Source organism: Burkholderia plantarii, assembly GCF_001411805.1.
Taxonomy (GTDB): Bacteria; Pseudomonadota; Gammaproteobacteria; order Burkholderiales; family Burkholderiaceae; genus Burkholderia; species Burkholderia plantarii.
Genome location: NZ_CP007212.1, coordinates 2,849,079 through 2,872,133, shown reverse-complemented (window position 1 = coordinate 2,872,133; position 23,055 = coordinate 2,849,079). Strand labels below are relative to the sequence as shown.

The window sequence follows — 23,055 nt, the reverse complement described above, 5'->3', positions numbered from 1 at the left end:
CGAGGCGTGGAAGTCCGATGGTTCGCGGCGGGCCGCGGGATGCGGCCGCCGGTCCTGCATCTTATCGAACCGGGGCGGCCGGCGCGAGTTGCGCGGACCGCGAGGCCCGCGCCGGGCGCCCGAGGCAGCCGGCGCGAGCGGTTTTCGCCCGGCTCCGGTGCGGCCGGTGCCCGAATTCGGCCGCGTGGCTGCCCGGCCCGCCCTTACGCCGAATGCGGCAGGTCGGCGGCGTGGATCAGGAACACGCAGTCGTCGCCGGCGCTGGTCGGCAGCCAGATCAGGTCGAGCCCGCCGAACGCGGCCTCGACGTGCGGCCGCTCGTTGCCGATCTCGACCACCAGCACGCCGTCGTCCTTCAGCCACTTCTTCGCGTCGCGCAGGATCCGGCGCACCACGTCCATGCCGTCGTCGCCGCCCGCCAGCGCCATTTCGGGCTCGTGGCGGTACTCGTCCGGCAGCGCGGCCATCGAATCGGCGTTCACGTAGGGCGGATTGCTCAGGATCACGTCGTAGCGCAGCTCCGGCTCGGCGAGCCGTTCGACGGGCAGCGGCGCGTAGAGGTCGCCGTGGTGCAGCGCGATGCGGTGGTCGAGCCCGTAGTCGGTCACGTTGATCTCGGCGACGGCGAGCGCGTCCTCGGACAGGTCGACCGCGTCGACGTCGGCGTTCGGGAACGCCTCGGCCGCGAGCACCGCGAGGCAGCCCGAGCCGGTGCAGAGCTCGAGCACGGCGCCGACGTGCTCGGGGTCGGCCACGTAGGGCTGCAGGCCGTCGTCGAGCAGCTCGCCGATGAACGAGCGCGGCACGATCACGCGTTCGTCGACATAGAAGCGGTGGCCGTGCATCCACGCCTCGTTGGTCAGGTAGGCGGCCGGCAGGCGCTCGCTGGTGCGGCGCTCGATGCGCTGCAGTACCGCGTCGATCTCGTCGGCCAGCAGGCGCGCGTCGAGGAACGGTTCGAGCGTGTCGAGCGGCAGGTGCAGCGTGTGCAGCACCAGGTAGACGGCTTCGTCGTAGGCGTTGTCCGAGCCGTGGCCGAACGCGAGCTGCGCGGCCGAGAAGCGCGTGACCGCGTAGCGGATCAGGTCGCGGATGGTCTGGAACGGCGTGGTGGGCATGGTGGGCGCGAGGGTCGTCATGGCGGCTCCGTCAGGCGATCAGTTGTTCGAGCACGCGGCGGTACACGTTCTTGAGCGGGTCGACGAAGCGCACCTCGATGTGCTCGTCGATCTTGTGGATCGAGCCGTTCGGCGGGCCGAACTCGATCACCTGCGGGCAGATCCGCGCGATGAAGCGGCCGTCGGAGGTGCCGCCGGTGGTCGACAGCTCGGTGGTCACGCCGGTCTCGGCGAGGATCGCCTGCTCCAGCGCGCCCGACAGTTCGCCGCGCGGCGTCAGGAACGGCAGCCCGCTGACCGACCAGGTGAGGTCGTACTCGAAGCCGTGCCGGTCGAGGATCGCGTGGACGCGCGCCTGCAGCCCCTCGACCGTGCTCGCGGTCGAGAAGCGGAAGTTGAACAGCAGCGTGACGTGGCCCGGGATCACGTTGGTCGCACCGGTGCCGCCGTGCAGGTTCGAGACCTGCCAGGTGGTGGGCGGGAAATACTCGTTGCCGTCGTCCCAGCGTTCGGCGGCCAGCTCGGCCAGCGCCGGCGCGAGCAGGTGGATCGGGTTCTTCGCCAGGTGCGGATAGGCGATGTGACCCTGCACGCCCTTCACGACGAGCTCGCCCGACATCGAGCCGCGCCGGCCGTTCTTGACCATGTCGCCGAGCGTGGCCGACGAGGTCGGCTCGCCGACGATGCAGTAGTCGAGCCGCTCGCCGCGCGCGGTCAGCGCCTCGATCACCTTGACGGTGCCGTCGGTGGCGGGGCCTTCCTCGTCGCTCGTGATCAGCATCGCGATCGAGCCGCGGTGGTTCGGGTGCGCGGCGACGAATTCCTCGCTCGCCACCACGAAGCCGGCCAGCGAGGTCTTCATGTCGGCCGCGCCGCGGCCGTAGAGCTTGCCGTCGCGATGCGCGGGGATGAAGGGCGGCGAGGTCCACTGTTCGAGCGGGCCGGTCGGCACCACGTCGGTGTGGCCCGCGAACGCGAGCAGCTTGCCGTCGCGCGCGTCGGTGCCGCGCTTGACGGCCCACAGGTTCGTCACGCCGTTCGACGCGAGGGTCTCGCAGTCGAAGCCGATCGCGGCGAGGCGCTCGATCATGATCTGCTGGCAGTGCTGGTCGTCGGGCGTCACGGACGGACGGGCGATCAGCTGTTCGGTAAGGGCAAGGGTGGCGGACATGGTTCGGACCACTTTCGATGAAAAATGCCGGCGCGACGGCCGGCAGGTCGGGTTGGCGCGCGGGCGGCGCGCCGGCGGCGGGGCGGAGCCGACGGACCGCGGCGTCGTGAAACGCCGCGGCGCATGCCCCGGCCGGGTCTGATGCGGATGGCCGCGACGCGCGCGTTACGCGGCGAACAGCGCCGCGTACTGGTCGGCCACGAAGCCGACCGTCTTCACGCGGCCGTCGACGACGATCACCGGGCGCTTGATCACCGACGGCTTGTCGAGCATCAGCGCGATCGCGCCGGCCTCGCTGTCGGCGGCGGCCTTGACGTCGTCCGGCAGCCCACGCCAGGTGGTGCCGCGACGGTTGACGAGCACTTCCAGCGGCACGTCCTTCAGCCAGCCCTTCACGACGGCCTCGGTGAGCCCGTCCTTCCTGAAGTCATGGAAGTCGAACGCGACGTCGTGATCGTCGAGCCAGGTGCGGGCCTTCTTCACCGTGTCGCAGTTCGGGATGCCATAGACGACGGTCGTCATCAGTCGCCCCGCAGCAGTTCGTTCAGGCCGACCTTGGCGCGCGTCTTGGCGTCGACCTTCTTGACGATCACGGCGCAGTACAGGCTGTGCGAGCCGTCCTTCGACGGCAGGTTGCCCGCCACCACCACCGAGCCGGCGGGAATCCGGCCGTAGCTGATCTCGCCCGTCTCGCGGTCGTAGATCTTGGTGCTCTGGCCGAGGTAGACGCCCATCGAGATCACCGAGTTTTCCTCGACGATCACGCCTTCCACGACTTCCGAGCGCGCGCCGATGAAGCAGTTGTCCTCGATGATGACGGGGTTCGCCTGCAGCGGTTCCAGCACGCCGCCGATGCCGACGCCGCCCGACAGGTGGACGTTCTTGCCGATCTGCGCGCACGAGCCGACGGTGGCCCAGGTGTCGACCATCGTGCCTTCGTCGACGTAGGCGCCGATGTTGGTGTACGACGGCATCAGCACCACGTTCTTCGCGATGAACGAGCCGCGCCGCGCCACCGCCGGCGGCACCACCCGGAAGCCGCCCGCGGCGAAGTCCTCGGCCGTGTAGCCGGCGAACTTCGAGGGCACCTTGTCGTAGAACTGCGAATAGCCGCCGGCCGGCATCGGCGCGTTGTCTTCCAGTCGGAACGACAGCAGCACGGCCTTCTTCAGCCATTGATGGACGATCCAGTCGCCGCCTTGCTTCTCGGCCACGCGCAGCGCGCCGCGATCGAGCTGCTCGATCGCGTGGGCGACGGCTTCGCGGACTTCGGCGGGGGCCGCCTTCGGCGACAGGTCGGCGCGGTTTTCCCACGCGTTATCGATGATTTGCTGAAGTTGTTGCGACATGGTTGATTGCTTCGCTGGAAGTTGGGAGGAGAGGGAAACGGACGGATTCAGCGGGCGAGGCCGCGGCAGAAATCGACGATGCGCCGCGCGCCCTCGACGCATTCGGCGGTGCCGGCGACCAGCGCGATGCGCACGAAATCGCGGCCCGGATTGGTGCCGTGCGCGTCGCGCGCGAGGAACGAGCCGGGCAGAACCGTCACATTATAGTCGGCGTAGAGACGCCGGGCGAACTCGGTGTCGCTCAGGCCGGTGCGCGCCACGTTGGCCCACAGATAGAACGCGGCGTCGGGCAGCGCGACGTCGAGCACCTCGGCCAGCATCGGCGTGACGGTATTGAATTTCCGCGCGTACAGCGCGCGGTTTTCCTGTACGTGGGCTTCGTCCTCCCAGGCCACCACGCTCGCGCGCTGCCAGACCGGCGAAAGCGCCGCGCCGTGGTAGGTGCGGTAGAGCAGGAAGCGCTTGAGGATTGCCGCGTCGCCGGCCACGAAGCCCGAGCGCATGCCCGGCACGTTCGAGCGCTTGGACAGGCTCGACAGCATCACCAGCCGCTCGAAGCCGCGGCCGAGCCGGCGCGCCGCGTCGAGGCCGCCGAGCGGCGGGGCCGCCTCGTCGAAATAGATTTCCGAATAGCACTCGTCGGAGGCGATCACGAAGCCGTGGCGGTCCGACAGCGCGAACAGCTCGCGCCAGTCGTCGAGCGTGAGCACGGCGCCCGTCGGATTCCCCGGCGAGCAGACGAACAGCAGCTGGGTGCGTGCCCAGATGTCGTCGGGGACCGTCGAGAAATCGGGTGCGAAATTGCGTGCCGGGTCGCTGTTGACGAACCACGGCTCGGCGCCGGCCAGCAGCGCCGCGCCCTCGTAGATTTGATAGAACGGATTGGGACAGAGTACGATCGCGGACTTGCCGTCCGCGCGCGGCGTCGCGTCGATCACGGCCTGGGCCAGCGAGAACAGCGCCTCGCGCGAGCCCGATACCGGCAGCACTTCGTTCGCCGCGTCGACCGCCGGCAGTCCGTAGCGGCGCTCGACCCAGCGCGCGATCGCGGCGCGCAGCGGCTCCGAGCCGGCCGTGGCCGGATACGACGCGAGCCCGTCGAGCGCGCCGATCACGGCCTCGCGGATCAGGGCCGGCGTCGGGTGCTTGGGCTCGCCGATGCCGAAACTGATCGCGGGGAACGCGGCGGACGGCGTGACGTCCTTGAACAGCGCGCGGAGCTTTTCGAACGGATAGGGCTGGAGCGTATCGAGTCGTGGATTCACGGGCTTGGGGTCGGGGCGGTGGAAGGCCGTCGGGGACGGATCGAATCGCGGCCGGGCCGAACGGGCCGCCGGGCCCGGCCCGTCGGCGCGGCGCGCCGGGCTTCGGCGGCCGGTATCTCGATGCGCCCGGCACGCCGGGCCGGTAACCGGGCGATTATAGCGTGCCGACATCGCGGCGAGGAGCTGGCGGGCGCACTGCAACGTGGAAGGTCGGACATGTCGGAACAGTGGAAATGACGGGCAATCAACGGTCGGCGCTGCCGACCCTCGCGATCCTGGTTGGCGCCTCGGTGTGGGGCGTCGTCTGGTACCCGCTGCGGCTGCTGGCCGGGCAGGGGCTCACGGGCACCGCGGCCGGCGCGCTGACCTGCCTCTGCTCGTGCCTGTTCGTGGTGGTCTGGCGCCGCCGCTCGCTGCGCACGCTGCGCTGGCACTGGCTGCTGCTCGCGCTCGGCGTGGCCTCCGGCATCACCAATCTCGGCTTCGTCTGGGGCACGATCCACGGCCAGGTGCTGCGCGTGATGCTGCTGTTCTATCTGACCCCGGCCTGGACCGCGATCTACGCGCATTTCCTGCTGCGCGACCGGCTCACCTGGGCCACCGCCGCGCTCGCGGCGCTGTCGATCTCGGGCGCGATGCTGATGCTCTGGTCGCCGGGGCTCGGCCTGCCGCTGCCGTCGAGCCCGGCCGAATGGGCCGGGCTTGCCGCCGGCCTCAGTTTCGCGATGGGCAACGTGCTGTCGGTGCGCATCTCGCGCGACCTGCCCGAGTTGCGGCCCGAGATGCGCACCGCCACGCTGTTCGCGGGCGGCGCCGCGTTCAGCTTCGCCGCGATGTTCGTCGAGGGCTTGCCGCCGCTGCCGGCGCCGCACGCGCTCGGCGCGGCGCTCGGCATCGCCGCCGCGATCGGGGTGGCCACCGCGCTCAACAACGTGCTGGTTCAATACGGGCTTGCCCGGGTACCGGCCAACCGCGCCTCGATCATCATGCTGTTCGAGATCGTCGTGACCGCGCTGTCGGCATGGCTGTTCGCGGGCGAGCTGCCGGGCGCGCGCGAGTGGGCGGGCGGCGCCTGCATCGTGGTCGCCACCCTGCTGTCGAGCCGTGTCCACAAGGCCCCGGCCCGTGACGCGGACGGCCGGGACGGCGCGCGCGCGATGGTATGATTGACCCGCTTCACGAGGCCCGCGGCACCGCGGCGCGGCCTGGTGGTCCGATTTTCTTCGGAACGGGCGGCGCGCGCGATGTGCCGCCGGTTGCCGTCCGTTTCAATCAACACTCAATACCGATACCGACGTGCGACTGAGCTCGATCAAACTCGCAGGCTTCAAATCCTTTGTCGATCCCACGCATTTTCAGGTTCCGGGCCAGCTCGTCGGCGTGGTCGGCCCGAACGGCTGCGGCAAGTCCAACATCATCGACGCCGTGCGCTGGGTGCTCGGCGAATCGCGCGCCTCGGAACTGCGCGGCGAGTCGATGCAAGACGTCATCTTCAACGGCTCGACGGCGCGCAAGCCCGGCAGCCGCGCCAGCGTCGAGCTGATCTTCGACAACTCCGACGGCCGCGCGGCCGGCCAGTGGGGCCAGTACGGCGAGATCGCCGTCAAGCGCGTGCTGACGCGCGACGGCACCTCCAGCTACTACATCAACAACCTGCCGGCGCGGCGCCGCGACATCCAGGACATCTTCCTCGGCACGGGCCTCGGGCCGCGCGCCTACGCGATCATCGGGCAAGGCATGATCGCGCGCATCATCGAGGCCAAGCCCGAGGAGCTGCGCGTGTTCCTGGAGGAAGCCGCGGGCGTGTCGAAGTACAAGGAGCGCCGCCGCGAGACCGAGAACCGCCTGCACGACACGCGCGAGAACCTGACGCGCGTGGAGGACATCGTGCGCGAACTCGGCGCGAACCTCGAAAAACTGGAAGCGCAGGCCGTGGTGGCCACCAGGTACAAGGAACTGCTCGCCGACGGCGAGGAGAAGCAGCGCCTGCTGTGGCTGCTGCGCAAGAACGAGGCGCAGGGCGAGCAGCAGAAGCAGCAGCGCGCCATCGAACAGGCCCAGATCGACCTGGAGGCGCAGACCGCGAAGCTGCGCGAGGTCGAGGCCCAGCTCGAAACGCTGCGGGTGGCGAACTATGCCGCCAGCGACGCGATGCAGGGCGCGCAGGGCTCGCTCTACGAGGCCAACGCCGAGGTCAGCCGGCTCGAGGCCGAGATCAGGTTCATCGTCGAGTCGCGCAACCGCGTGCAGGCACAGATCGCCGCGCTCACGGCGCAGCGCGAGCAGTGGCAGGCGCAGACGCAGAAGGCGCAGGACGATCTGGAAGAGGCCGAGGAAGCGCGCGCGATCGCCGACGAGAAGGCCGCGATGGCCGAGGACGACGCGGCTGCCAAGCATGACGCGCTGCCGGCGCTCGAAGCGCGCTGGCGCGATGCGCAGGCGCAGCTCAACGACGAGCGCGGGCGGATCTCGCAGACCGAACAGGCGCTGAAGCTCGAAGCCGCGCACCAGCGCAACGCCGACCAGCAATTGATGCAACTGCAGCAGCGCCACGAGCGGCTGAAGTCGGAGGCGGGCGGGCTCGACGCGCCCGACGAGGCGCAGCTCGAGGAACTGCGCATGCAGCTCGCCGAGCAGGAGGAAGTCCTGCACGACGCGCAGGCGCGCCTCGCCGACGCGCAGGAAGCGCTGCCGCGCCTCGACGCCGAGCGCCGTGCCGCGCAGGAGCGCGTGCAGGCCGAAAGCGCGCAGATCCATCAGTTGGAAGCGCGCCTCGCCGCGCTGCGGCAGCTGCAGGACAACGTCCAGACCGAAGGCAAGGTCCAGCCCTGGCTCGACAGGCACGAGCTCGGCGCGCTGCCGCGGCTCTGGAAGAAGCTGCATGTCGAGGCCGGCTGGGAAACCGCGCTCGAGGCGGTGCTGCGCGAGCGGCTCGCCGCGCTCGAAGTCTCGAACCTGGACTGGGTCAAGGCGTTCGCCACCGACGCGCCGCCCGCCAAGCTCGCGTTCTTCTCGCCGCCGCCGGCGGGCGAGCCGCTCGCGGCGCCGGCCGGCCTGCGGCCGCTGCTGTCGCTGGTGCGGATCGACGACGCCGGCCTGCGCGCCGTGCTCAACGACTGGCTCGGCTCGGTGTTCATCGCCGACGATCTCGGCCAGGCGCTGGCCGCGCGCGCGCAGCTGCCGGCCGGGGGCGCCTACGTGGTGAAGGCCGGCCACGTGGTCACGCGCTCGGGCGTGCAGCTCTACGCGGCCGATTCCGAGCAGGCCGGCATGCTCGCGCGCCAGCAGGAAATCGAGAACCTCGGCCGCCAGGTGCGCGCGCAGGCGCTGCTGGCCGACGAGGCGAAGACGGCCGCGGTGCGTGCCGAGGCGGCCCACACGCAGGCGGCCACCGCGCTCGGCGAGCTGCGCGGCGCGGCCGATCGCGCGACGCAGCGCGTCCACGCGCTGCAGATGGACGTGCTGAAGCTGGCCCAGGCCCATGAGCGCTACACGCAGCGCAGCACGCAGATCCGCGAGGAACTCGAGGAGATCGGCGCGCAGATCGACGAGCAGCGCGCGCTGCGCGCCGAGTCCGAGGCGAACTTCGAGCGGCACGACGGCGAGCTCGCCGAGCTGCAGGCGAAGTTCGAGGACAACCAGCTCGCGTTCGAGGCACTCGACGAGCAGCTGAGCACCGCGCGCCAGCACGCGCGCGATCTCGAGCGCGCCGCCAACGACGCGCGGTTCGCGGCCCGCAACTCGGCGACCCGCATCGACGAATTGAAGCGCACGATCCAGATCGCGCACGATCAGATCGAGCGCGTCGCCGCCTCGCTCGAGGACGCGCGCGCCGAGCTCGAAACCATCAACGAGCAGACCGCGCACACCGGCCTGCAGGACGCACTGGAAATCCGCGCGGCGAAGGAGGCGGCGCTGGGTGCCGCGCGCCTCGAGCTCGACGACCTGACCGCGAAGCTGCGCGCGGCCGACGAGCAGCGCCTCGTGGCCGAGCGCTCGCTGCAGCCGCTGCGCGACCGCATCACCGAGCTGCAACTGAAGGAGCAGGCCGCGCGCCTGTCGGCCGAGCAGTTCGGCGAGCAGCTTGCCGCAGCCGGCGTGGACGAGGCGGCGCTGCTGCCGAAGCTGACGCCGGACCTGAAGCCGTCCTACCTGCAGGGCGAGGTCACGCGCCTGAACAACGCGATCACGGCGCTCGGCCCGGTCAACATGGCCGCGCTCGACGAGCTGGCCGCCGCCAGCGAGCGCAAGGTGTTCCTCGACGCGCAGTCGGCGGACCTGCTGAGCGCGATCACCACGCTCGAAGACGCGATCCACAAGATCGACCAGGAAACGCGCACGCTGCTGCAGGGCACCTTCGACGAGGTCAATCACCACTTCAGCGACCTGTTCCCGAAGCTGTTCGGCGGCGGCCAGGCCAGGCTGATCATGACCGGCGACGAGATCCTCGACGCCGGCGTGCAGGTGATGGCGCAGCCGCCCGGCAAGAAGAACGCGACGATCCACCTGCTGTCGGGCGGCGAGAAGGCGCTGACCGCCACCGCGCTCGTGTTCGCGATGTTCCAGCTCAATCCGGCGCCGTTCTGTCTGCTCGACGAAGTGGACGCGCCGCTCGACGACGCGAACACCGAGCGCTTCGCGAACCTGGTGCGCGCGATGTCCGACAAGACGCAGTTCCTGTTCATCTCGCACAACAAGATCGCGATGGAGATGGCGCAGCAGCTGATCGGCGTGACGATGCAGGAGCAGGGCGTGTCGCGGATCGTGGCGGTCGACATGGAAACGGCCGCCGGTTTTGCACAGAATTTGAATTGATGGGCGCGGGCCGCCCAGGCGCGGCGCGCTCGAAGCAGCATTCCTGATGGAGCATGCATGGACGAGTTGACACTCGGGTTGGTCGGTACGGGCGTGGTCGTGATCGGCGGCATCTGGATTTACAACATGTGGCAGGCCGCGAAGGTGCGCCGCCGGATGCCGCGGCCGATGCCGGCCGACGCGGCCGACACGCTGGCGCGCCAGGAGCGCGACGACGACGCGCCGTTCATCGAGCCGGTGCGGCAGCCCGCGCGCCGCGAGGCGGCTGCGGTCGAGCCCGTGGTGCCGCCGGCCGCCGCCGCGCCGGGCATCCGCGACACGCGCGTCGAGCCGACTTTCGGCGCCGCGCCCGCGGTGCCGGCCCCGATCGATACGCCGGCAGACCTGCAGGCCGACGAGACGCTGACGGCCGGTGCCACCGACGAAGCGGCCGAAGCGGACCGGATCGCCGCCGAGGGCGAGGGCGGCGCGGCGGACCGCGCACACGCCGCGACCGAACCGTCGGCCGATGCCGGCGAGGCGATCGCGGAGCCGGTGCTGCCGGCCGCGACCACGATCTCGGCCGCGCCGCCCGCCATCGTCGATCGCCGCATCGACTGCATCGTGCCGATCCGGCTCGGCGCGCCGCTGGTCGGCGAGCGCATCGTGCCGGCCGCGCAGCGGCTGCGCCGCGCCGGCAGCAAACCCGTCCACATCGAGGGCAAGCCCGAGGGCGGCAGCGGCTGGGAGCTGCTGCAGAACGGCGTGCGCTACGAGGAGCTGCGCGCGGCCGCGCAGCTCGCGAACCGCAACGGTCCGTTGAACGAGCTCGAATACTCGGAATTCGTCTCGGGCGTCAGCCAGTTCGCCGACGCGATCGACGGCGCACCCGAATTCCCCGACATGCTCGAGACCGTCTCGATGGCGCGCGAGCTCGACGGGTTCGCCGCGCAGTGCGACGCGCAACTGTCGATCAACGTGATGTCGGACGGCGCGCCGTGGTCGGCGAACTACGTGCAGGCGGTGGCCTCGCAGGACGGCCTGCTGCTGTCGCGCGACGGCACGCGCTTCGTCAAGCTCGACGCGAAGCAGAACCCGGTGTTCATGCTGCAGTTCGGCGACACCAACTTCCTGCGCGACGACCTGACCTACAAGGGCGGCAACATGATCACGCTGGTGCTCGACGTGCCGGTGGCCGACGAGGACATCCTGCCGTTCAAGCTGATGTGCGATTACGCGAAATCGCTGTCGGACCGGATCGGTGCGCGCGTGGTCGACGATTCGCGCCGGCCGCTGCCCGAATCGACGCTGGTCGCGATCGAGCAGCAACTGATGAAGCTCTACGCCAAGCTCGAGGAAGCCGGGATTCCGGCCGGCTCGCCGGTCACGCGGCGGCTGTTCAGCCAGTGAACCGCCAGTGAACGCCGGCGGGCGGCCCGATTCCGGTTGAAAATCGCGGGTTTCTCCCATCCGGCAGGCGCGCCAAAGCGCGCGCCGCCTGAGATAATCATCCCCTGATTGTCATCCGCAAGAGTGCTGCCAGCATGGCCCGAACCACCCCAGCCGAACCTCCCGCCAGCCAGCCGTCCGAACGCGCGGCGTGGCTGCGCCAGGAACTCGAGCGCGCGAACCACGCGTATTACGTGCTCGACCAGCCCGACCTGCTCGATGCCGAGTACGACCGGCTGTTCCGCGAACTGCAGCAGATCGAGGCCGAGCATCCCGACTTCATCACGCCCGATTCGCCGACCCAGCGCGTCGGCGGCGAGGCCGCCGACGGTTTCACGCCGGTGCTGCACGACGCACCGATGCTGTCGCTCAACAACGGCTTCTCCGACGAGGACATCGCCGCGTTCGACAAGCGCGTGGCCGACGCGCTCGACAAGCCGGTCGATCTCGCCGGCACCGTCGAGCCGGTCGAATATGCCTGCGAGCTGAAGTTCGACGGGCTCGCGATCTCGCTGCGCTACGTGCATGGCAAGTTCACGCAGGCCGCCACGCGCGGTGACGGCACCACCGGCGAGGACGTGACCGAGAACGTCCGCACCATCAAGTCGATCCCGCTCACGCTGAAGGGGAAAAACCCGCCCGCGCTGCTCGACGTGCGCGGCGAGGTGCTGATGTACAAGCGCGATTTCGCGCGCCTCAACGAGCGCCAGCGCGCGGCCGAGCAGCGCGAGTTCGCCAATCCGCGCAACGCGGCGGCCGGCAGCCTGCGCCAGCTCGATTCGAAGGTCACCGCGCAGCGCCCGTTGTCGTTCTTCGCCTACGGCATCGGCGTACTCGACGGCGCGCCGATGCCCGACACGCACAGCGGCCTGCTCGACTGGTACGAATCGCTCGGCCTGCCGGTCAATCGCGAGCGCGCCGTGGTGCAGGGTGCCGAGGGGCTGCTCGAATTCTTCCGGAAGGTCGGCGAAAAGCGCGATGCGCTGCCGTATGACATCGACGGCGTGGTCTACAAGGTCAACCGGCGCGCCGAGCAGGACCGGCTCGGCTTCGTCTCGCGCGCGCCGCGCTTCGCGCTCGCGCACAAGTTCCCGGCCCAGGAGGCGCACACGACGCTCGTCGCGATCGAGGTGCAGGTGGGCCGCACCGGCGCGATCACGCCGGTCGCGCGGCTCGACCCGGTGTTCGTGGGTGGCGCGACCGTCACCAACGCGACGCTGCACAACGAGGATGAAGTGCTGCGCAAGGACATCCGGATCGGCGACACGGTGATCGTGCGACGCGCCGGCGACGTGATCCCCGAGGTGGTCGGCCGCGACGGCCCGCATGCGATGCAGGTGCGCGTGCGCTTTCGCGGGGTGCGGCCGGTTTCGCGACGCAACCGGCAGCGCGCGGCAGGCAAGCCGATGACGTGGAAGCCGCGCCTGCTGAAATCGGGAGACCGCAGCGGCATCCGCCTGCGGCAGGGCTGCCTGCGGCCGAGCCTGTTCGAGCTCGTCGAGCAGGAACCGTTCAGGATGCCGACCGAATGCCCGGTCTGCGGCTCGAAGATCGAGCGGCTGCCCGACGAGGCGATCGCGCGCTGTACGGGCGGCCTGTTCTGCCCCGCGCAGCGCAAGCAGGCGCTCTGGCATTTCGCGCAGCGCCGCGCGCTCGACATCGACGGGCTCGGCGAGAAGATCATCGACCAGCTGGTCGAGCAGAACCTCGTGCGCACGCCGGCCGACCTGTTCCATCTCGGCTTCGCGACGCTCGCCGCGCTCGACCGCTTCGCCGACAAGTCCGCGCAGAACCTGCTTGATTCGCTGGAAAAGGCGCGCCACACCACGCTCGCGCGCTTCATCTACGCGCTCGGCATCCGCCACGTCGGCGAATCGACCGCGAAGGATCTGGCCAGGCACTTCGGCTCGCTGCAGCCGATCATGGACGCCTCGATCGAGGCACTGCTCGAAGTCAACGACGTCGGCCCCGTGGTGGCCGAATCGCTGCACCAGTTCTTCGCCGAGGAACACAATCTGACCGTGATCGCGGAGTTGCGCGAGAAGGTGGACTGGCCCGAGGGACCGCCCGCGCCGCGCGAGCCGCAGGGCGTGCTGGCCGGCAAGACCGTGGTGCTGACGGGCACGCTGCCCACGCTCTCGCGCGACGACGCGAAGGCGCTGCTCGAGGCGGCCGGCGCGAAGGTGACGGGCTCGGTCTCGAAGAAGACCGATTACGTGGTGGCCGGCGCCGAGGCGGGCAGCAAGCTCGCGAAGGCCGAAGAACTCGGCATCCCGGTGCTCGACGAGGACGGGATGCATCAACTGCTGAAGGGGGAATCACCGTCATGATCCGCGAGATCCTCAAGATGGGCGATCCGCGCCTGCTCGAAGTGGCGAAGCCGGTCGAGGCGTTCGACACGCCGGCGCTGCACGAGTTGGTTGCCGACATGTTCGAGACCATGCATCACGCGAACGGCGCCGGCCTTGCCGCGCCGCAGATCGGCGTCGGGCTGCAGCTGATCATCTTCGGCTTCGGCAACAACGCGCGTTATCCCGACGCGCCGCCCGTGCCGGAGACGGTGCTGATCAACCCGGCGGTCGAATACCTGCCGCCGGACATGGAAGAGGGCTGGGAGGGCTGCCTGTCGGTGCCGGGCATGCGCGGCGTGGTGAGCCGCTACCGCAAGGTGCATTACACGGGCTTCGACCAGTACGGCAAGCGCATCGACCGCGTCGCCGAGGATTTCCACGCACGCGTGGTCCAGCACGAATACGATCACCTGATCGGCAAGCTGTACCCGATGCGGATCACCGATTTCTCGAAGTTCGGTTTTACGGAAGTGCTGTTCCCGGGGCTTGATCCGAATTTGGACGACTGAATCGGGACGACTGAACGGGCGACATGCGCCGCGAGCGGGTGGGAGGTACTGGCGGCGCGGCGTGAGCGCCGCGCGCGCTGGAGTTACCGGCGGGCCGCGCGTCGGTGCGCGGCGCCGCCGTCAGGATCAGAACGCCTCGTCGGCCGACAGGTAGCGCCACTGGCCTTGCGGCAGCGCGCCGAGCATCACGTGGCCCATGCGCACGCGCTTCAGGCCGACCACCTCGAGCCCGACCAGCTCGCACATGCGGCGGATCTGCCGCTTCTTGCCTTCGCGCAGCACGAAACGCAGCTGTTCGCTGTTCTGCCAGCTCACCATCGCGGGTTTCAGCGGCGCGCCGTCGAGTTCGAGGCCGTGGCGCAGCTTCGCGAGCGATTCGGCGGGGAAATGCTGGTCGATATCGATCACGTGCTCGCCGAAGCGCACGCGCACCAGATATTCCTTGTCGATGTCGGAATGCTCGCCGATCAGCTGCTTGGCGACGCGGCCGTCCTGCGTCAGCACCAGCAGGCCGGTCGAATCGATGTCGAGGCGCCCGGCCGGCGCCAGCGTGCGCAGATGCAGCGGCGACAGGCGCAGCGGCGAGCGGTCGCCGCTCCAGTGATTGTCGCGCGTGATCAGCGTCACGGCCGGCTCGTAGCCGTCCTCGGCCTGACCCGACACGTAGCCGACCGGCTTGTGCAGCAGGATCGTGACCTGCGCGGCCTGGGCGGCGATCGCCTGATCGTCGATCTCGATCTTCTGGTCCGGGCGGACCTTGGTGCCGAGCGTGTCGATCCGCTCGCCGTCGACGAGCACCCAGCCCTTCTCGATCCACTCGTCCGCCTCGCGTCGCGAGCAGAGGCCGAGTTCCGACATCCGTTTCGACAGACGCATCATGCCCGCCTCGTCGTCGGAGTCGAACGACGGGCGTGCCTTGACGGGTTGCGCGACCTTCAGGGGCGAAGGCGCGGGGCGCTCGGCGGTGTCGCGCGGCTTGCGGGCCGGGCGGTCGGTGTCGCGGGTGGGGCGGGATTCGCTGCGGAACGGGCGATCGCCATCTCGCGGCGGCCGTGCGCCGGTGCGGGCCGGGCGGTCGCCATCACGAGCGGGCCGACCTTCGCTGCGGAAGGGGCGGTCGCCGTCGCGCGGAGGACGGTCGCCGGCGCGGGTCGGGCGGTCGCCATCACGAGCGGGCCGGCCCTCGCTGCGGAAGGGGCGATCGCCGTCACGCGGCGGGCGGGCGCCGGTACGGAAGGGGCGGTCGCCATCACGAGCGGGCCGACCTTCACTTCGGAACGGTCGATCACCATCGCGCGGAGGACGGCCTTCGCTGCGGAAGGGGCGGTCGCCGTCGCGCGGAGGACGGCCTTCGGCACGGAACGGTCGATCGCCATCACGCGGAGGACGGCCTTCGGCACGGAACGGTCGATCGCCATCGCGCGGAGGACGGCCTTCGCTGCGGAAGGGGCGGTCGCCGTCGCGCGGAGGACGGCCTTCGCTGCGGAAGGGGCGGTCGCCGTCGCGCGGAGGACGGCCTTCGCTGCGGAAGGGGCGGTCGCCATCGCGCGGAGGACGGCCTTCGGCACGCAACGGTCGATCACCATCGCGCGGAGGACGGCCTTCGGCACGGAACGGCCGATCGCCGTCGCGCGGCGGGCGCCCTTCGGCACGGAACGGTCGATCGCCATCGCGCGGAGGACGGCCTTCGGCACGGAACGGCCGGTCGCCATCGCGCGGAGGCCGACCTTCGCCGCGGAACGGCCGATTGCCGTCGCGCGGAGGACGGCCTTCGGCACGGAACGGTCGATCGCCATCGCGCGGAGGACGGCCTTCGGCACGGAACGGCCGGTCGCCATCGCGCGGAGGCCGACCTTCGCCGCGGAACGGCCGATTGCCGTCGCGCGGGGGGCGGCCTTCGGCACGGAACGGGCGGTCACCATCGCGCGCGGGGCGGCCTTCGCTACGGAACGGCCGATCCCCATCACGCGGCGGACGCACACTGGCACGCGCCGGCCGCTCGCCATCACGAGCGGGCCGACCTTCGGCACGCAACGGCCGGTCGCCGTCACGCGGCGCGCGCGGCTTCACGGCGCCGGCGCCCGCCGGCTTGGCCGCACGCGGCGCCCCGCCTTTCGCGGCCGGCTTCGACTTCGGCTTCATCGCGCCCTCGGGTGGGGCGGCGGGACGCGTCGGCTTGCGCGCGACGAGGCTGCCTGAGCGAACCGGGGCGCGGGACGGCGATGCCGGACGAGGATTCTTGATGGTTAGTTTGGTGCGCATAAACGCTGTCTTTCTTTCACTCAGGCTGCGATCGCGCGCAGCAGCTCGGTTTCGACCTGGATCTGGAGCCGGTTGTCGGACAAGCCGGCACCGTCGAGCAGGAACACGTCCTCGACGCGTTCGCCGAGCGTGTTGATCCGCGCCGCGTGGACGCCGACCCGGTGCTCGGCCAGCACGCGCGCGATCGAATAAAGAAGGCCCGGCCGGTCGTTGGCGGACACGGACAGGATGTAGTACTGACCACGCTCGTCCGCGCGCAGGTCGACGCGGGGCGTGATTGGGAAGCTGCGCGACAGCCGCGAGAGCCGGCCCTTGGAAGGCTCCGGCAACGGTGCCGCGCTGGTCAGCCGGTCGGCGAGCTGCTGCTCGACGAGGTTGGCGATGTCACGGTACTGCACGTCGCGCTCGGTCTGCGTGACGATGAAGTTGTCGAGCGCGTAGCCGTGCTTGGTGGTGCTCACGCGCGCGTCGAGCACCGACAGCCCGTTGCGGTCGAAGTACGCGCAGATGCCCGCGAACAGGTCCGAACGGTCCCTGACGTAGACGAGCACCTGCAGCGCGTCGCCGACGGGCGAGGGCCGCGCCCGCACGATCGCGGTGTCGGCCTGCACGTGGCGGTACAGCACGCGCGTCTGCCAGGCGATGTCGGCCGCGTCGTGACGCAGGAAGTAGCCGACGTCGAGCTGGCTCCAGAGCGGGCGGTGCGCGTCCTCGGGCACGGTCTCGAGCCGCAGCAGCGCGAGCGCCTCGTCGCGGCGCGTGCGCAGCTCCGAGTGCGCGTCGGGCTGCGCGCCGCCGAGCACCGCGCTGGTGGCGCGATACAGGTCCTCCAGCAGTTTGCCCTTCCAGGTGTTCCAGACCTTCGGGCTGGTGCCGCGGATGTCGGCCACCGTCAGCAGGTAGAGCGCGGTCAGCCAGCGCTCGTTGCCGACCTTGGCCGCGAAGCGCTTGACCACCTCGGGGTCGCTGATGTCCTGTTTCTGCGCGACCTGGCTCATGGTCAGGTGATGCTCGACGAGCCAGACCACGAGCGCCGCGTCGTCGCCGGTGATGCCGTGCTCGCGGCAGAAACGTCGCGCATCGGCCATGCCGAGGGTGGAGTGGTCGCCGCCGCGGCCCTTGGCGATGTCATGGAACAGCGCCGCCACGTAGAGCACCCAGGGCCGCTCGAAGTTCGCGATCAGCTGGCTGCAGAACGGGTACTCGTGCGCGTGCTCGGCCACCGCGAAGCGGCGGATGTTGCGCAACACCATCAGGATGTGCTGATCGACGGTGTAGACGTGGTAGAGGTCGTGCTGCATCTGCCCGACGATGCGCCGGAAGTTCAGCAGGTAGCGGCCCAGCACGCTGGTCTGGTTCAGCAGCCGGAACGCGTGCGTGACGCCCTCGGTCTGCTGCAGGATCTTCATGAACGTCGCGCGATTGCGCGGGTCGCGCCGCCAGGCGCCGTTCATCACGTCGCGCGAGTTGTAGAGCGCACGCAGCGTGCGCGCCGACAGCCCCTTCACGCCGCGCGTCGTCTCGTAGAGCAGGAACGCTTCGAGCACGGCGTCGGGATGCCGCTCGAACACGTCGTCGGTGGCGATCTCGAGCATGCCCTGCTTCTCGACGAAGCGGCCCGGCGAGAGCACGCGCGTCACGCCGCTGGTGGCCGGGAATAGCTGCGCCTCGATGTTCTGGATCAGGATCGTCGCGAGCTGGGTGACCGCCTTCGCGGCCCAGTAGTAGCGGCGCATCAGCTGTTCGCTGGCGCGCTTGGCCGGCGTCGGCACGTAGCCGAAGCTCTCGGCCGCCTGGGTCTGCAGGTCGAACACGAGGATGTCCTGGCGGCGCCCGGTGATCACGTGCAGCCGCGCGCGCAGCGCCTTCAGGAAGCCCTCGTTGCGGCGCAGCTCGCGTGCTTCGCGCGCGGTGATCAGCCCGCGCGTGTCGAGTTCGCGCCAGCTGGTGCCGAAATCGGCGGCGCGGGCGACCCATAGAATCGTCTGCAGGTCGCGCAACCCGCCCGGGCTTTCCTTCACGTTCGGTTCGAGGCTGTACGGCGTGTCCTGGAATTTGGCCTGACGCTGGCGCAGCTCCAGCACCTTGGCCTGGAAGAACGCGCGCGGGTCGAGCGCCTCGCGATAGCGGGCCACGGCGCGCCGGAACAGCGTCACGCTGCCGGTCACGCGGCGCGCCTCCAGCAGCGAGGTCTGCACCGTCACGTCCTGCGCCGATTCGGCGATGCATTCGTCCACGGTGCGCACGCTGCTGCCGATCTCGAGACCGAGATCCCAGGCCATGCCGATGAAGCGCTCGATGCGCGCGTCGAACTCGCCGTTGTGCGCGTCGGGCAGCAACACCAGGATGTCGACGTCCGAATGCGGCGCCAGCTCGCCGCGCCCGAAGCCGCCGACGGCGACCAGCGCGAGCGAGCCGGGCAGTTCGCACTGGTCCCAGATCTGGCGCAGCGCGTCGTCGGTGGCGCGCGACAGCGCGCGCATCAGCGCCTCGACGCGGGTCGCCGCGCGAAAGCGCGCGATCAGCTCGGCCTTGACGGCACGGAATTCGGCCTTGCGCGAGGACACTGCGGTGTCGGAGACGGCGGGGACGCTCATGGTGGCGATGGCGAACGAAGCAGGTGAGGCGATGAAATGGCCGCGGTTGACACGGGTGAGGCGGACGAAACCGGTGAAGCGGGCGAAACTGATCGGTGACGCAGGTCGGGCCTGCGATGCCGGGCGCCAGTCGCGGAGCGCGGTGCCGGGGCCGACGGCAGGGCGGCCCGCCTCAGGCGACGGCCGCGTCGAGCGCCGGGCGCGCCGGCGTGCCGGCCGATACCGTCAGCACCTCGTAGCCGGTCGGCGTGACCAGCACGGTGTGTTCCCATTGCGCCGAGAGGCTGCGGTCGCGCGTCTTGACGGTCCACTGGTCCGGCATGGTGCGGATGTCGCGCTTGCCGGCGTTAATCATCGGCTCGATCGTGAAGATCATGCCCGGCACGATCTCGATGCCGGTGCCGGGGCGGCCGTAGTGGACCACCTGCGGATCCTCGTGGAACACCGTGCCGATGCCGTGCCCGCAATACTCGCGCACCACGCTGTAGCCGCGGCTTTCCGCGTGCCTCTGGATGGCGTGGCCGATGTCGCCGAGATGCGCGCCGGGCCGGACCTGCTCGATGCCGAGCCACATGCATTCGTAGGTGGTCTGGATCAGCCGCCTGGCCATGATCGAGCCTTCGCCGATCAGGAACATCCGGCTCGTGTCGCCGAAATAGCCGTTCTTGATCACGGTGATGTCGATGTTGAGCGCGTCGCCGTTCTTCAGTACCTTGTCGCCGGGAATGCCGTGGCAGATCACGTCGTTGACCGAGGTGCAGATCGCCTTCGGGTAGGGCGGATAGCCGGGCGGCTGGTAGTTGAGCGGCGCCGGCACGGTGCCCTGCACGTTGGTCATGTACTCGTGGCAGAGCCGGTCGATCTCGCCCGTCGTGGTGCCCGCGACGACGAACGGCGTGATGTAGTCGAGCACCTCGCTCGCGAGCCGGCACGCGACGCGCATCTGCTCGATATCGTGATCGTTCTTGATCGTGATGGACATGATTCGTGACCTGGAATGCCTGTAATCTCGGGATTATCGCACCGAATCGGGGTGGTCGCAGCCGTTGCGTGGCTTGTCCGGCATGGGTTTCGGGCCACATTCGGGCTGTTCGGGCGATGGCGTTTCCCGGGTCGGTCCCCAGGTGTCGTCCTGTTTCGTCCGCCGTGCGCCCCCGGGTTTGCCCGAATGGCAGCCGGCGCGGCAAAGCGATGGGTGACTTGAGAGCCGTCATTCTGGCGTGCTATACTCTCTGGCTAAGTCTGGATCCCCTTTTGATATCGGCTTGATATTGGCCTCAGCCGCGTCCGAACCGGGTTCCAGTCTTGCCGGCACGAGCATCCCGCCCGTGCCGAATCGCAAGCCGGCGCACCCTTGGGTGTCGCGTGCATAGGTTCGCCGCGATACGGCAGCCGGCTTAAGACCCAACCCTAGCGGAGATTCACGCTCATGGCAGTCACGATGCGCCAAATGCTGGAAGCCGGTGTCCACTTCGGTCACCAGACGCGCTTCTGGAACCCGAAGATGGCACCGTTCATTTTCGGTCACCGCAACAAGATTCACATCATCAACCTCGAAAAGACGCTGCCGATGTTCAACGACGCACAGAAGTACGTGCGTCAGCTGTCGGCAAATCGGGGCACGATCCTGTTCGTCGGCACCAAGCGCCAGTCGCGCGACACGATCGCTCAGGAAGCACAGCGCGCCGGCATGCCGTTTGTGAACGCACGCTGGCTCGGCGGCATGCTGACCAACTTCAAGACGCTGAAGGTATCGATCAAGCGCCTGAAGGACATGGAAGCGGCCGTCGAATCGGGCGAAACCGAGAAGATGAGCAAGAAGGAAGCGCTGCTGTTCGAACGCGAGATCGCCAAGCTGCAGAAGTCGATCGGCGGCGTGAAGGACATGGGCGGCATTCCGGACGCGATCTTCGTGGTCGACGTCGGCTACCACAAGATTGCCATCACGGAAGCGAACAAGCTGGGCGTGCCCGTCATCGCCGTGGTCGATACGAACCACTCGCCGGAAGGCGTGGACTACGTGATCCCGGGTAACGACGATTCGAGCAAGGCTGTTGCGCTGTACGCCGAAGGCGTGGCCGACGCGATCCTCGAAGGCCGTGCGAACGCGGTCAACGAAGTGGTCCAGGCGGTGCGCGGCGACGACGAGTACGTCGAAGAGAACGCGTAACCGGTCCCGAGCCGGCACAAGAAGGGGGCTCTCAACAAGCCCCCTTTTTTTAAGCCGCGTTCCCGGGCAGCGTGTCGGGCGCCGCGAGGCGCGCCGGCGCGAAACGTCGGAAACGAATCCCCGCCGTCCGGGTCGAAGGGCGGCGTTGTGAATACAGATCCTAGGAGCGAATGATGGCGGCAATTACCGCAAGCATGGTGGCAGAACTGCGCGCGAAGACCGATGCACCGATGATGGAGTGCAAGAAGGCGCTGACCGAAGCCGATGGCGACATGGGCAAGGCCGAAGAGCTGCTGCGCGTGAAGCTCGGCAACAAGGCGAGCAAGGCGGCATCGCGCGTGACGGCCGAAGGCGTCGTCGCGTCGTTCGTCGGCGGCGGCGCGGGCGCGCTCGTCGAGCTGAACTGCGAAACCGACTTCGTCGCCAAGAACGACGATTTCCTCGCCTTTTCGAAGACCGTCGCCGAACTGATCGCGACGCAGAACCCGGCCGACGTGGCCGCGCTGTCGGCGCTGTCGCTCGACGGCAAGACGGTCGACGAAGTGCGTCTGGCACTGGTCGGCAAGATCGGCGAAAACATCTCGATCCGCCGTTTCGTGCGCTTCGAGACCGCCAACCAGATCGCCTCGTACCTGCACGGTGCCCGTATCGGCGTGCTGGTCGAGTACACCGGCGCGGACGAACAGGTCGGCAAGGACGTCGCGATGCACGTCGCGGCCATGAAGCCGGTCTCGCTGTCGTCGGACGAAGTGCCGGCCGACCTGATCGAGAAGGAACGCCGCGTGGCCGAGCAGAAGGCCGCCGAGTCGGGCAAGCCGGCCGAGATCGTCGCCAAGATGGTCGACGGCAGCGTCCAGAAGTTCCTGAAGGAAGTCTCGCTGCTGAACCAGCCGTTCGTGAAGAACGACAAGCAGACGATCGAGCAGATGCTGAAGGCCGCCAATGCTGCGGTGCAAAAATTCGCCCTGTTCGTGGTCGGCGAAGGCATCGAGAAGCGCCAGGACGACTTCGCGGCCGAAGTGGCGGCGCAGGTCGCGGCGGCCAAGCAGCAGTAAGTCGCATGCAGTAATGTTGGACCCGCGGCGGGCGCTCGCTCCGCCGCGGTTCGGCAGCGCCGCACGCCGCGGCCTTCGCGGGCCGCGGAATTTGGCGGCGCTTGCCCGAATCAGTATTTCGCCCCTACAGTTCGTGGTTGTCATCCTCTCGTCGCCTGGAAGCTCCTATGCCCAATGCCTATAAACGCGTCCTCCTCAAACTTTCCGGCGAAGCGCTGATGGGCGACGATGCCTTCGGCATCAACCGCGCGACGATCGAACGGATGGTGGCGGACATTGCCGAAGTCGTCCGCCTCGGCACGCAACTGGCCGTGGTGATCGGCGGCGGCAATATTTTCCGCGGCGTGGCGGGCGGCGCGGCCGGCATGGACCGCGCGACGGCGGACTATATGGGGATGCTGGCGACGATGATGAACGCGCTGGCGCTGCAGGACGCGATGCGCCACGCCGGCATCGAGGCGCGCGTGCAGTCGGCGCTGCGCATGGACCAGGTGGTCGAGCCGTACATCCGGCCCCGCGCGATCCGTCAGCTCGAGGAAGGGCGCGTGGTGATCTTCGCGGCCGGTACCGGCAACCCGTTCTTCACGACCGACACGGCCGCCGCGCTGCGCGGCTCGGAAGTGGGCGCGGAAGTCGTGCTGAAGGCCACCAAGGTCGATGGCGTCTACACGGCCGATCCGAAGAAGGATCCGTCGGCCACGCGTTACGCGTCGATCAGTTTCGACGAGGCGATCGGCCGCAATCTGCAGGTGATGGACGCGACGGCGTTCGCGCTGTGCCGCGATCAGAAGCTGCCGATTCGCGTGTTCTCGATCAACAAGCCCGGTGCGCTCAAGCGCATCGTGCAGGGCGAGGACGAGGGTACGCTCGTCCACGTGTAAACTCACGCCGATTCAGGCCCGGCATGACGCCGCCGGCGGGATGCGGGCCCGTGTCGTTTTGAAGATTCGAAGGTTCGGAGGTTG

General features: G+C 69.3%; 16 protein-coding genes. 8 read left to right on the top strand and 8 right to left on the bottom strand.

All coding sequences use genetic code 11. The features are described from left to right. Positions 1-203: 203 nt before the first annotated feature. From prmB to dapC, 5 genes are all read right to left on the bottom strand, one after another. Positions 204-1,139, bottom strand: coding sequence for a 50S ribosomal protein L3 N(5)-glutamine methyltransferase (gene prmB / locus bpln_RS12210; RefSeq protein WP_042625369.1), 936 nt, complete (start codon positions 1,137-1,139; stop codon positions 204-206). A gap of 10 nt (positions 1,140-1,149) precedes the next feature. Next, entirely contained in the window at positions 1,150-2,289 is a 1,140-nt protein-coding gene (gene dapE, locus bpln_RS12205) for a succinyl-diaminopimelate desuccinylase (RefSeq protein ID WP_042625368.1), read from the bottom strand. A 165-nt stretch (positions 2,290-2,454) separates the two neighbouring features. Further along, on the bottom strand, positions 2,455-2,811 hold the full coding sequence (locus bpln_RS12200) for an ArsC family reductase (RefSeq protein WP_042625367.1): 357 nt from the start codon (positions 2,809-2,811) through the stop codon (positions 2,455-2,457). Further along, positions 2,811-3,638, bottom strand: a complete 828-nt coding sequence (gene dapD / locus bpln_RS12195; protein ID WP_042625366.1) for a 2,3,4,5-tetrahydropyridine-2,6-dicarboxylate N-succinyltransferase — start codon at positions 3,636-3,638, stop codon at positions 2,811-2,813. Before dapD ends, bpln_RS12200 begins: the two co-directional genes overlap by 1 nt. Positions 3,639-3,685: 47 nt before the next feature. After that, the gene (gene dapC / locus bpln_RS12190; RefSeq protein WP_055138931.1) at positions 3,686-4,903 is read right to left on the bottom strand and encodes a succinyldiaminopimelate transaminase; all 1,218 of its coding nucleotides are present in this window, start codon (positions 4,901-4,903) and stop codon (positions 3,686-3,688) included. A 233-nt stretch (positions 4,904-5,136) separates the two neighbouring features. Here dapC and bpln_RS12185 point away from each other — a divergent pair, with 233 nt between their 5' ends. The 5 genes from bpln_RS12185 to def all read left to right on the top strand — a co-directional run bounded on the left by bpln_RS12185 (position 5,137) and on the right by def (position 14,006). After that, a complete protein-coding gene (locus bpln_RS12185; protein WP_055138930.1) occupies positions 5,137-6,069 on the top strand; it encodes a DMT family transporter in 933 nt (310 codons plus the stop codon). A 130-nt stretch (positions 6,070-6,199) separates the two neighbouring features. Beyond that, complete coding sequence (smc, locus tag bpln_RS12180) at positions 6,200-9,718, top strand: chromosome segregation protein SMC (protein WP_042625363.1); 3,519 nt, start codon at positions 6,200-6,202, stop codon at positions 9,716-9,718. A gap of 57 nt (positions 9,719-9,775) precedes the next feature. Then, positions 9,776-11,107 (top strand): cell division protein ZipA C-terminal FtsZ-binding domain-containing protein, encoded by a 1,332-nt coding sequence (locus bpln_RS12175; RefSeq protein ID WP_055138929.1) that lies wholly within the window; start codon positions 9,776-9,778, stop codon positions 11,105-11,107. Positions 11,108-11,241: 134 nt separating this feature from the next. Beyond that, on the top strand, positions 11,242-13,476 hold the full coding sequence (gene ligA / locus bpln_RS12170; RefSeq protein WP_055138928.1) for an NAD-dependent DNA ligase LigA: 2,235 nt from the start codon (positions 11,242-11,244) through the stop codon (positions 13,474-13,476). Then, entirely contained in the window at positions 13,473-14,006 is a 534-nt protein-coding gene (def, locus tag bpln_RS12165; RefSeq protein ID WP_055138927.1) for a peptide deformylase, read from the top strand. The genes ligA and def overlap by 4 nt, the downstream gene beginning before the upstream one ends. 126 nt (positions 14,007-14,132) lie before the next feature. Here the strand turns inward: def and bpln_RS33995 are convergent, their stop codons facing one another. From bpln_RS33995 to map, 3 genes are all read right to left on the bottom strand, one after another. After that, positions 14,133-16,040, bottom strand: a complete 1,908-nt coding sequence (locus bpln_RS33995) for a pseudouridine synthase (protein WP_432705487.1) — start codon at positions 16,038-16,040, stop codon at positions 14,133-14,135. A gap of 248 nt (positions 16,041-16,288) precedes the next feature. Beyond that, positions 16,289-18,865 (bottom strand): [protein-PII] uridylyltransferase, encoded by a 2,577-nt coding sequence (locus bpln_RS12150; RefSeq protein ID WP_042625357.1) that lies wholly within the window; start codon positions 18,863-18,865, stop codon positions 16,289-16,291. 172 nt (positions 18,866-19,037) lie between these two features. Next, entirely contained in the window at positions 19,038-19,847 is an 810-nt protein-coding gene (gene map / locus bpln_RS12145) for a type I methionyl aminopeptidase (RefSeq protein WP_042625356.1), read from the bottom strand. A gap of 447 nt (positions 19,848-20,294) precedes the next feature. On the opposite strand from map, the gene rpsB reads away from it, so the two are divergent. From rpsB to pyrH, 3 genes are all read left to right on the top strand, one after another. Then, the gene (rpsB, locus tag bpln_RS12140) at positions 20,295-21,035 is read left to right on the top strand and encodes a 30S ribosomal protein S2 (protein ID WP_042625355.1); all 741 of its coding nucleotides are present in this window, start codon (positions 20,295-20,297) and stop codon (positions 21,033-21,035) included. Positions 21,036-21,208: 173 nt separating this feature from the next. Continuing rightward, positions 21,209-22,090, top strand: a complete 882-nt coding sequence (gene tsf, locus bpln_RS12135) for a translation elongation factor Ts (RefSeq protein WP_042626667.1) — start codon at positions 21,209-21,211, stop codon at positions 22,088-22,090. Between the two features lie 167 nt (positions 22,091-22,257). Then, positions 22,258-22,971: a UMP kinase gene (gene pyrH / locus bpln_RS12130; protein ID WP_042625354.1), complete on the top strand. Its 714-nt coding sequence runs from the start codon at positions 22,258-22,260 to the stop codon at positions 22,969-22,971. Positions 22,972-23,055 lie beyond the last annotated feature (84 nt).